Origin of the sequence: Nonomuraea longispora, from assembly GCF_004348345.1 — a bacterium.
Taxonomy (GTDB): domain Bacteria; phylum Actinomycetota; class Actinomycetes; order Streptosporangiales; family Streptosporangiaceae; genus Nonomuraea; species Nonomuraea longispora.
Genome location: NZ_SMJZ01000224.1, coordinates 1 through 14,305 on the forward strand (window position 1 = coordinate 1; position 14,305 = coordinate 14,305).

At 72.7% G+C, this 14,305-nt stretch carries 12 protein-coding genes; 4 read left to right on the forward strand and 8 right to left on the reverse strand.

The window, feature by feature from the left end; translation table 11 throughout:
- The first annotated feature begins 95 nt into the window (after nt 1–95).
- Nucleotides 96–2,636 (forward strand): SbcC/MukB-like Walker B domain-containing protein, encoded by a 2,541-nt coding sequence (locus E1267_RS37475; RefSeq protein ID WP_246064502.1) that lies wholly within the window; start codon nt 96–98, stop codon nt 2,634–2,636.
- 34 nt (nt 2,637–2,670) lie between these two features.
- On the opposite strand, the gene E1267_RS37480 is transcribed toward E1267_RS37475, so the two are convergent.
- The 6 genes from E1267_RS37480 to E1267_RS37505 are packed head-to-tail and all read right to left on the reverse strand — an operon-like array spanning nt 2,671 to nt 9,174.
- Nucleotides 2,671–3,720 carry an ADP-ribosylglycohydrolase family protein gene (locus tag E1267_RS37480; protein ID WP_132340013.1) on the reverse strand — a complete coding sequence of 350 codons (1,050 nt, stop codon included), beginning with the start codon at nt 3,718–3,720 and terminating at the stop codon, nt 2,671–2,673.
- Entirely contained in the window at nt 3,717–4,679 is a 963-nt protein-coding gene (locus E1267_RS37485; RefSeq protein WP_132340015.1) for a carbohydrate kinase family protein, read from the reverse strand. Before E1267_RS37485 ends, E1267_RS37480 begins: the two co-directional genes overlap by 4 nt.
- Nucleotides 4,676–5,659, reverse strand: a complete 984-nt coding sequence (locus tag E1267_RS37490; protein WP_132340017.1) for an ABC transporter permease — start codon at nt 5,657–5,659, stop codon at nt 4,676–4,678. Before E1267_RS37490 ends, E1267_RS37485 begins: the two co-directional genes overlap by 4 nt.
- Nucleotides 5,656–6,648, reverse strand: coding sequence for an ABC transporter permease (locus E1267_RS37495; protein ID WP_132340019.1), 993 nt, complete (start codon nt 6,646–6,648; stop codon nt 5,656–5,658). The genes E1267_RS37490 and E1267_RS37495 overlap by 4 nt, the downstream gene beginning before the upstream one ends.
- Complete coding sequence (locus tag E1267_RS37500) at nt 6,645–8,141, reverse strand: sugar ABC transporter ATP-binding protein (protein WP_165960011.1); 1,497 nt, start codon at nt 8,139–8,141, stop codon at nt 6,645–6,647. The genes E1267_RS37495 and E1267_RS37500 overlap by 4 nt, the downstream gene beginning before the upstream one ends.
- Nucleotides 8,142–8,148: 7 nt before the next feature.
- The gene (locus E1267_RS37505; RefSeq protein WP_161714993.1) at nt 8,149–9,174 is read right to left on the reverse strand and encodes an autoinducer 2 ABC transporter substrate-binding protein; all 1,026 of its coding nucleotides are present in this window, start codon (nt 9,172–9,174) and stop codon (nt 8,149–8,151) included.
- 200 nt (nt 9,175–9,374) lie between these two features.
- Here E1267_RS37505 and E1267_RS37510 point away from each other — a divergent pair, with 200 nt between their 5' ends.
- Nucleotides 9,375–10,088 carry a GntR family transcriptional regulator gene (locus E1267_RS37510; protein ID WP_132340025.1) on the forward strand — a complete coding sequence of 238 codons (714 nt, stop codon included), beginning with the start codon at nt 9,375–9,377 and terminating at the stop codon, nt 10,086–10,088.
- Between the two features lie 112 nt (nt 10,089–10,200).
- On the opposite strand, the gene E1267_RS37515 is transcribed toward E1267_RS37510, so the two are convergent.
- A complete protein-coding gene (locus E1267_RS37515) occupies nt 10,201–10,833 on the reverse strand; it encodes an HAD family hydrolase (RefSeq protein WP_132340027.1) in 633 nt (210 codons plus the stop codon).
- Nucleotides 10,834–10,945: 112 nt separating this feature from the next.
- Between E1267_RS37515 and E1267_RS37520 the strand changes: the two genes are divergently transcribed.
- Nucleotides 10,946–12,232, forward strand: a complete 1,287-nt coding sequence (locus E1267_RS37520) for an MFS transporter (protein WP_132340029.1) — start codon at nt 10,946–10,948, stop codon at nt 12,230–12,232.
- A gap of 146 nt (nt 12,233–12,378) precedes the next feature.
- On the opposite strand, the gene E1267_RS37525 is transcribed toward E1267_RS37520, so the two are convergent.
- Nucleotides 12,379–13,599: a LeuA family protein gene (locus tag E1267_RS37525; RefSeq protein ID WP_132340031.1), complete on the reverse strand. Its 1,221-nt coding sequence runs from the start codon at nt 13,597–13,599 to the stop codon at nt 12,379–12,381.
- Between the two features lie 75 nt (nt 13,600–13,674).
- On the opposite strand from E1267_RS37525, the gene E1267_RS37530 reads away from it, so the two are divergent.
- Nucleotides 13,675–14,305, forward strand: a 631-nt coding sequence (locus E1267_RS37530) for a helix-turn-helix domain-containing protein (RefSeq protein WP_132340033.1), incomplete at its 3' end; no start/stop codon positions are given.

Consider the following 14,305-nt stretch of genomic DNA (forward strand, 5'->3'; position numbering starts at 1 on the left):
CCACCGAACGGCCGGCACCCGGTGCCCCTCCCACGCGCGGCCACACGGACCTCACACCCGATCCGGTGCGCCGGGGTGACGGCGCCCCGGTTCCCGTGAGAGATGAGGACGGTGCGCCGATCCCGCCGCGCAGGAAGGACGCAGGCGCGGTGCCCGGCGCCGAGGATCCTTCGGCCGCTGAGCTGGCCGTCCTCGAACGGGAACGACGGGCCGAGATCGCGCGCCTGTCGGAGCTGCTCACGGAGGAGGCCAGGCTGTCGGTGGTCAGGCGCGACCTGCTGCGCGTGGAGCAGGAGCTGGCCGCGCTGGTCGAGGCCGACGCTTCCGTCGCCGAGCGGCTGGCCGTCCTGCCCGGCCTCATCGAGCGGGCCGAGCGGGTGCTCGCCGAGGCCCGTACGCACGCCGCCAGGATCCCGGCCGCCCAGGCCTTCCGCGACGCCACCGCCCACCTGATCGAGATCGACGGCGAGCTCGCCAGGCTGGCGGCCGAGCTGGACGAGCTGTCGCAGCGCGAGGCCGAGCTGTCCGCCGCGGAGGCCGAGCTCCCCGGCCGGCTCGCCGAGGCCGGCGCGGCTCTGGCCGACCTACGCGCGCAGGCGGCGGCCCTCCCCGCCGCCGTCGCGAGTCTCGACGCCGCCAGAGCCGCGCTGCAGGCCACGCACCGCCGCGATGCCCTCGCCGTGGAGCTGGACGCGGCCGTCGCCGCCCATCAGGTGCTGGTCGACCGGGCCCAGACGCTACGCGAACGATGGCTCGACCTGCGTCAGGCCCGCATCGACGGCATGGCGGCCGAGCTGGCCCTCGACCTGGCCGACGGGCAGCCGTGCGCCGTGTGCGGCTCCGGCCACCATCCCGCTCCCGCCGCCCCCGCCCCGAGCGCTCCTTCGGCCGACGACGAGCACGCGGCCGAAACCGAGCACGAGGCCGCGCTCGCCGAGCGCGAGGCGGCGGAACGTGCGCTCGCCTCGCTGGAGTCCCGGCACGCCGACGCGGCCGAGGCCACGGAGGGCCTGGACGTGGCGGAAGCCGAGGAGAGGGTTTCGCTGGCGGAGGAGGAGGTCACCCGTCTGGAGACGGCGGCCGGTCGCGAGCCTGCCCTGACGGACGCGCTCGGCCGCATCGAGAGCGAACGCGAGCGGGTCAGGGACCAGGCCATGGAGATCGCCGAGGCCCTGGCCGCGCACCGCGCTCACCATACGCACCTGCGATCCGAACGCGCCCGCCTGCGGACCGGCCTCGCCACCACCGGCCTCACCGCACCACCCGGGCAGCTCGACACTCCACCCGCCGCGGGTGTCGTGCAGGAACCCGGGGCAGGCGTCACCGGCCAGGAGAGCGGTGGCATGGAGGCCGGGGTGCCCGTGTACGAGGTCGACGGCGCGGTCGTGCTGGCCGGGGCCGAGGAAGAGCTGCGCAGACTGCGGCAGTCGGCCGGGCGGGAGGACGAGCTGGCGGGGGACGTGGCGCGGCTCCACCGCGAACGGCAGGACCTGGAGGAGGAGAGCCGCGGGGTCGCCGCCAGGCTGGCGGCCTGCCGTACCAAACATGAGGAGCTGAGCGGTGACGCCGGGCGGCTCGGCGCGCGGCTGGACGCGGCGCGGGGCGGCGACCCCACCCTGACCGCCCGGCTGGCCAGGCTGGGTGACGAGGCCGAGCTGCTGCGGGAGGCGCTGGAGGCGACGCAGGCGGCGGCAGCGGCCCATGACGAACTGGCCAGGGCCGGGCAGGCCGCGGAGGAGGCGGCGGCCGAGGCCGGGTTCGCGGACGTGGCGGAGGCGGAGGCGGCGGTCAGGAGCCAGTCCGAGCGGGAGAGCAAGGCGGAGCTGCTGCGCCGCCTCGACGACCAGCACGCCGCCGTCACGAGCACCCTGGCCGATCCCGAACTGGTCGCCGCCGCCGCGGAACCCGCCCCCGACCTGGCGGCGATCGAGGCGGAGCGCGACGCGCTGGAGGAGGCGCACACGCGGCTGTCGAGCGTTCGCGACCGGGCCGTGGCGCGGGTGGCGCGGCTGGAGGAGCTGTACGGCGACCTGTCCGGCCATCTCCAACGGTGGCGGCCGGCCGCTGAGCGGCACCGGCTGGCGGAGCGGATGGCGGCGCTGGCCGGCGGCACGTCCAGCGACAACCGGTGGAGCATGAGCCTGTCGTCGTACGTGCTGGGCGAGCGGCTGCGGCAGGTCGTGGACGCCGCGAACGAACGCCTCGACCACATGTCGGGCGGACGCTACCTGCTACGCCACGATCTGCGGAAGACGGCAGGGTCCCGGGCACGTTCCGGCGGCGGGCTGGGGCTGCGGGTGGCCGACGGATGGACCGGCGTCGACCGCGATCCGGCGACGCTGTCCGGAGGCGAAAGCTTCGTCACCTCGCTCGCCCTGGCGCTGGGCCTGGCCGACGTCGTCACGGCGGAGGCCGGTGGGGCGGAGCTCGGCATGCTCTTCGTGGACGAGGGTTTCGGCACCCTCGACGAGGACACCCTCGACAGCGTCCTCGACATCCTCGACGGGCTGCGCGACGGCGGGCGGGCGGTCGGCATCGTCAGCCACGTCGCCGAGCTCAGGTCCCGGATCTCCGCCCAGCTCAAGGTCACCAAGACCCGCACCGGATCCACCCTCGCCTCGGTCGGCGTCGGCTGAGACGGCATCCCACCACGCGTGATCTGAGCGGCTGTCAGGCGTCGCTGCTCACCGGGGCCGGGCGGGCGACAGCGGCCAGCCGGGCGGCCACGCCGGACAGGTCGAGCCTGTTGGCCTCCTCGACCCGTGCCACCGCGGCGGCGGGCACCGCGGCGATGCCGTTGAGCGCGCCCGCGACGGCGGCGGCCATGCAGCCGACCGTGTCGGAGTCGCCGCCGGCGGTGGCCGCGGCGACCGCGGTCCTGAACGGGTCGCCGCCCGCCGCCACCAGCAGGCCGATGGCCGCCGGGCATGCCTCGGCCGCGGGCAGGCCGGTGCCGATGACGGAGGCGATCCGCTCGATGGCGTCGTCCAGGTCGCGGGACTGTACGGCCAGCGTGACGGCCAGGTCGATGCGCTGGGCGACGGAGGGCCCGGGGACGTGCCGGCCTTGCTCGGAACCGAGGGCCTCGCCGAGTTCGGCGCCGCGCCGCGCCGCCCGTACGACCTGGAAGAGGTCCGCGCCGTCCACGCAGGCGGCGGCGGTGGCGGCGGCGATGGCGGCGGCCCCGGCGACGCCGATGTTCGTGTGGTGGCTCGGCACGCACGTCAGGTGGGCCGCGCGTACGGCGCCCTCGACGTCACCGGGGTGCACCAGTCCGGCAGGGGCGACCCGCATGGCGCCGCCGTTGCTGGCGCCCTCGCTCATGATGCGACCCGCCTTGCCCACCTCCCAGGGGTCGTCGCCGGCCTTGAGGCGTTCGATGGCCCGGCGCGTGGTGGGGCCGGCGAAGTGGGGATAGTAGGCGGGGTTGCCGGACCAGCCGATGAGCAGGCGGGCCATGACCTCGGGGGTGACGGCTCCGTCGTGCTCGATGTACGCCTCGGCCAGCAGCAGCATCTGGCTGGAGTCGTCGGTGATCTGGGCCGGCCCGCGCCCGACCGCGTACGGCGCGTCGGGCGGCGGCGTGTGGAAGCTCTCGACCCTGCGGCCGAACAGCTCCCGGATCTCCGGAATGGAGCGTTCCTCGGTGGGAGCGCCGAGGGCGTCGGCGATGCAGGCGGCGGCCAGGCTGCCGTGGATGCGGTCCAGAAGAGTGGTCATCGGATTCCTTGTAGACGGGGTGCGGCGTCGAGGGTGACGGTGCGCAGGGTTGTCCCGATGCCGGTGCCGGCGTCGAGGTAGGCGCGTGAGCCGAGGTGGCCGACGCAGAGGGAGGCGGTGGCGACGCCGGCGCGCAGGCTGTCGGCGAGGGGGCGCCCGAGGATCCAGGACCCGGTGAACGCCCCGGCCAGGGCGTCTCCGGCGCCGGTGGTGTCGACGACGTCGACCCGCGGCCCGCGCGCGAGCCAGCTCCCGTCCCGGCTGTGGCACGACGCGCCGTTGCGCCCGCCGGTCACCACGACGACGGACGCGCCGGCGGAGATGAGCAGCGCGGCGCAACGTTCCGGATCGCCGCCGGCGAGCACCTCGGCCGTGCCCTGGTTGCAGAAGACGAGGTCGCTGGCGCGGGCGAGGGCGCGTACCTCGTCCCAGCGTCCGGAGACGGCGTCGGGTTCGAGGTCCACGGCCACGGCCGCGCCGTTCGCTCGGGCGCGGGTGGCGAGGTCGAGCGCCCAGCCGAGGTCGTCGGCGAGCGGGGCGACGACCCGCGCCGTACGGAGCAGGTCGTCGGAGACCTGTCCCGCGGCCGGGATCTTCACCTCGGTCACCGCTCCGACGAGGGACTTCTCGCCGGTGTCGTCGAGCTGGACCACGCAGAACCAGGTGTGACCGCCGGCGACGGTGATGCTCGCCGACACGTCCACCCCGTGGGCGGCCAGCCGGTCCAGCGCCTGGCGGCCGGGTTCGTCGGAGCCGACGGCGGTGACCAGGCCGCTGCGGGCTCCGGCGAACCCGGCCGCGGCGGCGAGGTTGGCGCTCATGCCCCCGCCCTGGATGCTGAGCAGCCGTCCGATCGCCTTGCCGTCGGCGGTGGCGATGTGGGGCACCTGGACGAAGTAGTCGACGCTGGCGTCCCCGACCGCGAGGACGTCCAGGGGCCGCGGGTTCGTGGCGGTCATCCTGGGGCCCTCCTGCTGAGGAGGTTGTTCAGCAGGGCGGCGCCGACCAGGACCAGGCCCAGGATGCCGGTCTGCACGGAGTTGCCGACCTGGGCCAGCTGCAACCCCCAGGACAGCACCACCACGACGGCGAGCGCCAGCAGGACGCCGCTGAGGTGGCCGCGCCCGCCGAAGATGTGGATGCCGCCGAGCACCGCGATGGTGATGGCCTGCAGCTCCATCCCGAGGCCGGCGCTGGGCCGGGCCGTGAGCAGCCACGCGTTGGTCACCACGGCGCCGAGCGCGGCCAGCGCGCCGGACAGGCAGTACAGCCGGAATCTGAGCTGGTTCACGTCGATCCCGACCAGGGCGGCGGCCCGGTCGCTGGTGCCGATCTGGTGCAGCCGCCGGCCGAAGGCGGTGCGGTTCTGCGCCCAGATGGCCACGGCGAACGCGGGCGCGAGCACCAGCAGCACCTGGGCGGGTACGCCGAGGATCGCGCTCTGGCCGAGGGCGGCGAAGCCCTCCCGGTTGAACCCGCCGAGCTGGCCTCCGTCGGTCAGCACCTGGGCGAGCGCTCCGTACAGGAAGAGCGTGCTCAGCGTGACGATCAGCGGGGGCAGGCCCAGCCGGGCGACCATGAAGCCGTTGACGGAGCCGAGCAGCGCGCCGAAGGCGACCGTCACGAGGGCGGCCAGCCACGGGCTGAGGCCGAGGTTCTGGGCGAGCAGGCCCATGACGATGCCCGACAGGCTCAGCGCGGACCCGACGGACAGGTCGATGCCGCCCCGGCCGCCGAGGATGACCAGCGACACGCCGAGGGCCAGCAGGCCGATGACCGCGCCGTACTGCGTCATCGCCAGCAGGTTGCCCACTTCGAGGAAGTACGGCGACAGCAGGCTCATCAGCGCGCCGAGGGCGACGACGAGCACGGCGAGGAACACCCTGCGATCGCTCACGCGGTCCCGCAACGGCCGCCGGGGCAGGGCTCCCGTGGTCATTTCCTGGCTCCGATCCGCTTGTCGAGGGTGCGCCGGGTCAGTACGTCGAAGGCGACCGCGAGGGCGACCGCCGCCCCGACCAGCACGCCGTTCCACAACGGGGGCACGCCCATCAGCACGACGCCGTTCTGCAGCAGCGCGATGAAGGCCAGGCCGCCGAGGGTGCGCAGGACGCCGCCCTCGCCGCCGAGGATGCTGGTGCCGCCGACGACCACGGCGGCGATCGCGGGCAGGGTGAGCTCGTTGCCGGCCGTGGCCTGGACGACGCCGACCCGGCCGACGTAGATGAGCGCCGCGAGGCCGACGAGGACGCCCACGAGCACGTACGCCGCGAACGCCGTCCGGCCGACGGGCACCCCGAGCAGCCGCGCGCCCTCGGCGTCGTTGCCGATGGCGAACAGTCGCCGCCCGAACACCCGGTGCCGCAGCACGTACGCCAGCACGCCGAACACGGCCAGCACGACCAGGCCCACCAGGGGCAGCCCGCCGGCGCGGGCCGGGCCGAGCGCGGGCACGACGGGGCCGGCGAAGACGTCGGTGCTGTCCCAGAGGATGAACAGCACGGTCTTGAAGATGGCGGCGGTGCCCAGCGTGGTGATGATGGGGGAGATCCGCCCGCCGACGACCAGGGCGCCGTTGACGGCGCCGAGCGCGCCGCCGAGCAGCAGGGCGATGACGACGACCAGCGGCGGCGGCGTGCCGGCGACGAACAGCGTGGCGCCGACCCAGGCGACCACGCCGAGCATCGGCCCGACGGACACGTCGATCCCGGCCAGCAGGACGACGAGCGTCACTCCCGCGGCGAGCAGCGCCAGGTCGGCCGAGTTGATCACCACGTTGGCGAGGTTGGCCGCGGACAGGAAGCCGGGGGCGGCCACGGTGAAGAAGATCACCTCGGCGACCAGGAGGATCGGCAGCAGCGCGTTGCGGAGCACGACCAGCATGCGCGCGGAGGGCGCGAACGCGGAGGGGACGGTCGTCGTGGTCACGGGTTCACCCCCATCGTGGCGCGCAGCACGGCGTCCTCGGTCAGGTCGTCGCCGCTCAGCTCCGCGGCCACGCGGCCCTCGCGCATCACGTAGACGCGGTCGGAGACGGCGAGCAGTTCCGGCAGGTCGCTGGAGACGGCCAGCACCGCGGTGCCCTCGCGGGCGACCTCCACCAGGCGCTGCTGGATGTCGGTCTTGGTGGCCACGTCGATGCCCCGGGTCGGCTCGTCCAGGATGAGGATCTTGGGCTCCGTGGCGAGCTGCCGGGCGAAAAGCGTCTTCTGCTGGTGCCCGCCGGACAGGCCGGTGACGGGGAAGGCCGGCGTGGAGGCCTTGATGCGCAGCCGGTCGATCCACGTGGTCGCGAGCTTGCGTTCCTCGGCGCGGCGGATGACGCCGAGCCGGCCGAGGAGCTCCGGCAGCTTGACGGCGGTGATGTTGCTGAGCGTGTCCATGCCGGGGAAGATGCCGAGCGTCTTGCGGTCCTCCGGCAGGTAGGCGATGCCGGCGGCCATGGCGTCACGCGGGCCGCGCGGCGTGTGCGGCCGGCCGTCCACCCGCATGGTGCCGGAGGTGGGGCGCAGCACGCCGAAGACGGTCAGGGCCAGCTCGGTACGCCCGGCCCCGACGAGCCCGTACAGGCCGACCACCTCGCCGCCGCGGACGGTCAGGTCGACGTCCGAGACCGCGCCCGGCACGGTGAGCCCGGAGGTTTCCAGCATGACGGGCCCGGGTCGCGCGGCCGAGCGGCTGATGGCGGCGTTGACCGGCCGGCCGGACATCATCTCCAGGATCCTGTCGTGGTCGGCCGCCGAGGCGGGCAGGTCGCCGGCGAGCCTGCCGTCCTTCAGCACGATGAACCGGTCCGCGACGTGCTCCAGCTCCTCGAAGCGGTGCGTGATGTACAGCACGCCGACGCCGGCGTCGGAGAGCCTCTGCACGATGAGGAACAACCTGCGGACCTCGGCGTCGGTCAGGATCGAGGTGGGCTCGTCCAGGATCAGCACCTTGGCCTCGACGTCGACCGCCCGCGCGATCAGCGCCAGTTGCTGCTCGGCCAGGCTGAGCGCGTCCATGCGGCGGCTCAGAAGCTCCACGGGGACGTCCAGCCGCCGGAACAGCTCCTCGCCGCGCCCGTGCATCCGGCGCCAGTCGACCTGGCCCGCGCGGTCGCGTGGCTCCCGGCCGACGTAGAGGTTCTCCAGCACCGACAGCCGGGGGAAGAACGACGGCTCCTGGTAGACGACGCTGACGCCGCCGGCCAGCGCGGCTCCCGGTGAGGAGGGCCGGTGCGGGGCGCCGTCCAGGGTCATCTCTCCGCGGTCGGGAGGGTACACGCCGGCAATGATCTTGATCAGGGTGGATTTGCCGGCGCCGTTCTCGCCGAGCACGGCCAGCCGCTCGCCGGCCCCGAGCGTGAAAGCGACGTCGGTGAGGGCCGTGGTGGCGCCGAAGCTCTTGCACAGGCCGGACACCGAGAGGATGGGCCGCACGTCGCTCCTAGTAGTCATACCGGGCGATGTTCGCCTTGGTGAAGACCATCGGCGGGCCCATGACGAGTGTCTTGGTCGCCGCCGAGTACTCGACGGGGTCCTTCAGGCCCGGCACGGTGTTCTTCGCGGCGAGCTGCTTGCCGTCCAGCAGCTGCTTCATCGCCCAGACGGTCAGCACACCGAGGTTCGGGACGTTCCAGAGCACCGTGGAGGTCATCACGCCGGACTCGACGTACGTGCGTGCCGTCCTCGGCGACCCGAAGCCGGAGACCGCCACCTTCCCCGTCTTGCCGGCGTTCTGGACGGCCTGCGCCACTCCGGGCACGGCCGTCGAGGGCACCGCGATGATCGCCTTGAGGTCGGGGTAGGCGGTCATGAGGTCCTGAGCCTCTTTCAGCGCCTGCGCGGTGTCCGTGGTGTAGCGCACGCCGCCGACGAGCTCCAGGGCGGGGTAGGTGGACTGCTGCCGCTTGCGCGCCTCGGCCACCCAGCTGTTGAACGTCTGCGTGTCGGCCGCGCCGGACACGATGCCGTACTCGCCCGTTCCGCCCATGGCCTTGGCGATCTCGTCCATCACGGTCGCGCCGAGTGCGGCGTCGGAGGCCTGCTGCACGAACAGCTGGCGTTCGCTGTCGGGCGCGTCGGCGTCGGAGGTGATCACGACGATGCCCTTCTTCCGCGCGGCGGCGATGGCCGGGTTCATCGACCGGGGGTCGAGCGGGGAGACCGCGATCGCGGCGTAGCCCTGCTGGACGAGGCTGTTGAAGATGCGCAGCTGCTCGGTCGCGTCCGCGGTGGACGGCCCCGCCTGGGTGTAGGACATGCCGAGCGACTGCGCCGTCTTCTCCGCGCCGTCCTTGAAAGCGGAGAAGTAGGGTACGCCCTCCACCTGGGAGACGAAGGCCACCTTCGGCCCTTCGCCACCACCGGTGCTGGGCGCGGCGCTCTGGCCGGCCGGACCTCCCACGGTCGAACAGGCCGCCAGGGCGATCGCCGTCACGACGGCCATGACCCCGGCTCTGATGTTTCGCATATCGCATCCCGAGATGACGTGCTGACAGGTCTCAGGCGCACCCCGTATCTCGCCCGTGCCGCCACCGTAAGAATTGGTACCAACCAGTGTCAAGAGTTGTAGGTACAAATCTGGATGTTGTTGGTATATGTTGTGCATGGAGCTTGTTGACTGGTACTTCGGTCTGCGCCGGGTTCGCGAGCGAGGGGAGTTGGGCCCGCATGACCAAGCGCCATGCGCACGAGATCGTGGCTGATTCGCTGCGCACGCACATCCTCGAAGGCCGCTACAAACCGGGGCAGCGCCTGCCGTCCGAGGAGGCGCTCACCGAGGAGTACGGCGTCAGCCGCAACACCGTGCGGGTCGCGCTGAACCACCTCACCGCGGCCAACCTCATCACCCGGCGCCGCGGATCCGGCAGCTACGTCAACTCCGACCTCGGCATCAGCCACTCCCTCGGCAACCTGCGCAGCTTCACCGTGCTCCTGCGCGACCTGGGCCTGCAGCCGGGCATCACCGAGGTCGAGGTGCGCCTCGACCCCAGCCCTCCCCTGGAGATCCTCGGGTTTCTCCCCTCCGAGGTCGCCTGGCTGGTCCGCAGGGTGCGGACGGGCTCGGGCTCGCCCTTCGCGCTCCTCGACTCATGGCTTCCCGACCGGATCGGCTCCCGCATCGACCCGGAGGCCCTCACCCGGCGCCAGTCGTTGTACGCCTCCCTCGCGGAAGACCTCGACATCAAGGTCTCCGAGGCCACGGAGAGCATCCACGCCGAGGCCGCCGACGAACGCGAGGCCCGCGTCCTCGACGTCCCGGTCGGCAGCCCGCTCATCGTCATCAGGCGGTGGACCTACGACCGCGCCGGCAGGCCCGTCGAATACACCCGATCGGCCGCCCGCGGAGACCGCTACAGGTACGTGGTCAAGCTCCGCGCCTGAACCCGCCGGTCGCGGCCGGTGACGACCTCGCGCACCGGCCCGCCCGTGTGGTCAGGTCCGGGCGAGCTCGTGGAACCGGCCACGCCGGGCTGGAACCCCTGTGACGCTTTCCTCAGCCGAGCGAGGCGATCAGCCGCGGCAGGGCGGCCGGGTCATGGAAGAGGGTGGCGCCGAGGCCGGCGAGACGGTCGGCGGGGGTGAAGCCGCCGGCGTAGGCCAGGCAGCGCATGCCCGCGCTCATCGCCGCGGTCACCCCGAACGGGCTGTCCTCCACCACCACGCACCGCTCCGGCGGCACCCCCATCGTGCGCGCCGCGTGCAGGAACAGGTCGGGCGCCGGCTTGCCCCTGGCGACGTCCTCGGCGCTGAACACCCGCCCGTCGAACCGCTTGCCCAGCCCCGTGAGCTCCAGGCTGCGGCGGATGGTGGCGTGCCGGCCGTTGGAGGCCACGCAGGTCGGCACCGTGAGCTGGTCGATCGCCGCCTCGATGCCCTCGATGGCCCGTAGCTCCGCCATGATCGCGGCCTGGTGCTCCGCGTTGAGCCGCTCGCGCCAGCCGGGCGGCGTCTCGCCGACCTGCTCGGCCCAGTATTCGTTGGTGCAGCCCACGAAACGCTCGGCGTACTCCGCCTCGTCGATCGTCCAGCCCAGGCGCCGCAACGCGGCGGTGCCCACGCGCGTGGAGATGGGCTCGCTGTCCACGAGCACCCCGTCACAGTCGAAGATGACCAGATCGATGGCCAAGCCGGCTCCTTTCCCTACAGGTCGGCTACGAACCTATCTGATGTGACATAGGGCCAGGTGATAGCGTTCGCGTATCGCTTCACAAGACGCTAGTCCGCATGGTGAGACCCGTATGACGACAACCCCCCAGACGGCGGCCCCCAGCAGGTCCAGGGTCGCGGCCGCCAGCCTCATCGGCACCGCGATCGAGTTCTACGACTTCTACATCTACGGCACCGCCGCCGCCCTGGTGCTGAACACCGCCTTCTTCCCCGACCTCGACCCGGTGGCGGGCAGCCTGGCGGCGTTCTCGACGTTCGCCGTGGCCTTCATCTCGCGCCCGCTCGGCTCGGCGCTGTTCGGGCACTGGGGCGACCGGATCGGCCGCAAGTCCATGCTCGTCGTGTCGCTGCTCGTGATGGGGCTGTCGACGGTGGCGATCGGGCTGCTGCCCGGCTACGCCGCGATCGGCGTCATGGCGCCCGTGCTGCTGGTGCTGCTGCGGTTCACGCAGGGCATCGGCCTCGGCGGCGAGTGGGGCGGCGCGGCGCTGCTGGCCACCGAGCACGCGCCGCCCGGCAAGCGCGGACTCTACGCGATGTTCCCGCAGCTCGGACCGTCCGTCGGGTTCATCGTGGCCAACGGGCTGTTCCTCGTGCTGGGCGAGACGCTGAGCGACGACGCGTTCGGGAGCTGGGGGTGGCGACTGCCGTTCGTGGCGAGCCTGCTGCTGGTGATCGTCGGCCTGTACGTACGGCTGAAGATCTCCGAGACGCCCGTCTTCCAGCAGGCCATGGACCAGCGGCGCATCGCCAGGGTGCCGTTCGCCGGGCTCATGCGGCACCAGTGGCGGCGCGTCCTGCTCGGCGCCGGCGCCATGACGATCGCGTACACGCTCTTCTACACCGCCACCACCTACTGCCTGGCGTACGGCACCAACACGCTGGAGATCCCGAAGACCACGATGCTCGCGCTCACCATGATCGGCGTCCTGTTCATGGCCGCGGGCACCGTGGTCTCGGCGATGGTCTCCGACCGGCTGGGCCGGCGGCGCACCCTGATCACGGGCACCGGCGTGGCCATCGTGTGGGGGCTGGTGATGTTCCCGCTGATGGAGACGAGGTCCGTCGTGCTCGCCGGGGTGGCGCTGGCCGGGGCACTGGCGCTGATGGGGCTGGTCTTCGGGCCGATGGGGGCGTACCTGCCGGAGTTGTTCAGGACGGAATACCGCTACAGCGGCGCGTCGGTCGCCTACAGCCTCGGCGGGGTGCTCGGGGGCGCGGTGCCGCCGCTGGTCGCCACCGGCATGCAGGCCGGCGGCATGGGAGCGATGGCGGTGGGCGGGTACGTGTCGGCGATGGCGCTGCTGAGCCTGCTCTGCCTGCTCGCCCTGCCCGAGACGGGCGACGAATCCCTGTAAAACCACCTGTTCGTGGCAACCGGCCAGGTAATGTGGTGCTCATCAACACGGCGGTCGAACAGAGCCGTGGCGCCCACGGCCGCGCTGACTCCCTGGGACCGACTCCTTCTGGACGACCCGCAGGGGAGTAAGCGCGGCCGGAACGCTCAGGCGCTCTCGTAACCCGGGAACAACAGCGACAACTCCCTCGGGTACGCCCCGATCAGGCGCAGCTCGTCGTCCGTGAGCGGCCTGCCCGTCATCGCGTTGCAGAGCTGCACCAACCGGAAGGCCAGCCCTTCGTCGGGCGTCGCGATCCCCAGCGCGTCCATGACGTGCCCGAACCCGGCCTTGCCGCCGTACTCGCCGGTGAGCACCACCCGCCCGTTCCGCGCGTGCCGGTCCTCGGGGAACGGTCCCAGCGTCGCCTCGTCGTACAGCTCGTACGTGCCGTGGTCCTTCAGCGCGCCGTCGGCGTGGATGCCCGACTCGTGCGCGAACGCGTTGCGCCCCACCCCGACCTGGTTGTACGGCAGCGGCTGCCCCAGCGCGTAACTCGCCCACAACCCGAACCTGCGGGCCCACGACAGGTCGAGCGGGTCGCCGATCTCGGCGTCGAGCCCGAAACCGTGCTCGAAGGCGAGGGCGGTGGCGAGCAGGTCGGCGTTCCCCGAGCGCTCGCCGATGCCGTTCACGCACGTGTTGATCCACGCGTCCTGCCCCGCGTCCAGGTCGCCCAGAGCGCCCGAGACGGAGTTGGCCACGGCCATGCCGAGGTCGTTGTGGCAGTGGGTCTCGACCGGCATCGCGGTCGCCGCAGCCAGTTTGGCGAAGCGCTCGCGGATCCGGCCCGGCGTGTCGCCGCCGATCGTGTCGCAGTAGCGCACCCGGCCGGCGCCCGCCTCCTTGGCCGCCAGGGCGAACTCCAGCAGGAAGGCGTCGTCCGTACGCGAGCCGTCCTCGGCGTTCACCCCCACGGTCAGCGCGCCCGCGTCCTTGGCCGCGCGGACCGCGGCCGTCATCTCCCTGATGATCGCCTCCCTGTCCAGGCGGCCCCGGAACTTGTTCTGGATCATGTAGTCGGACGTCGAGATGGACAGGTTGTAGTGCTTCAGCCCGAGAGGCGCCGCCTTCTCCACGTCCTGCGGCACGCCCCGGCACCAGCCGGACAGCCGCAGCCCGCCGAACGCCCCCGCCGCGCCCAGCGCCACCTGGGCCTTGACGTACGGGACCTCGTGGAAGAGGAACGGGAAGCCGATCTCGGACTGGGCCACGCCGAGCCTGCCCAGATAGAAGTTGACCATGGTCTTGCCGAACTTGGACAGGCCGGTGCGCGCGGTCTGCACGCCGTCCCGGTTGGTGACATCGAGGAAATGAACCTTGGGCATGCCCTCACGTTGACATGGTTGCTCAACGTGTATCAATATTGATTTTCATCAACATGATGGGAGGGCTCCCCTTCGATGGAGTGGATCGACGCGGCCACGGCCGCCGAACGGCTCGGCGTCAAGCCCGCCACGCTGTACGCGTACGTGAGCAGGGGAGTGCTGCGGCGGCGGCACGGCGACGACGGCCGGCGCAGCCTCTTCTCCGCCGAGGAGGTCGAACGCCTCGCCCGCCGCGGCCGTCCCCGCAACCGGCAGCCGGAGCTCGTCATCGAGTCGTCCGTCACCGCGCTCGGCGCAGACAGGCCCTACTACCGGGGACGCGACGCGATCGAGCTCGCCGGGACGAGCTACTTCGAGACGGTCGCCATGTGGCTCTGGACCGCCGACCCCGCACTCTGGCAGCCCCGGCGCGGCGCCTCCGCCGAGGTGTGGAGGTGCGAGCCAGAGGCGCTGCGGGCTGCCGTCGCCGCCCAGCGCGGGCTGCCGGAGGACCTGCTGCCGCTCGACCGCCTCCAGGTGATCGCCACCGTGCTCGGCGCGTCCGACCCCCTCCGCCACCAGCTCGACCCCGCCTCGGTGACCGGCACGGGCCGCCGCCTGATCGCCGGCCTGGTCGACGCCATGCCGCAGCTCGGTGAGCCCCAGGGCGAGTCGATCGCCGAACGCCTGTGGTCCCGTCTGTGCCCTGACCCGCCCGCCCCCGGCC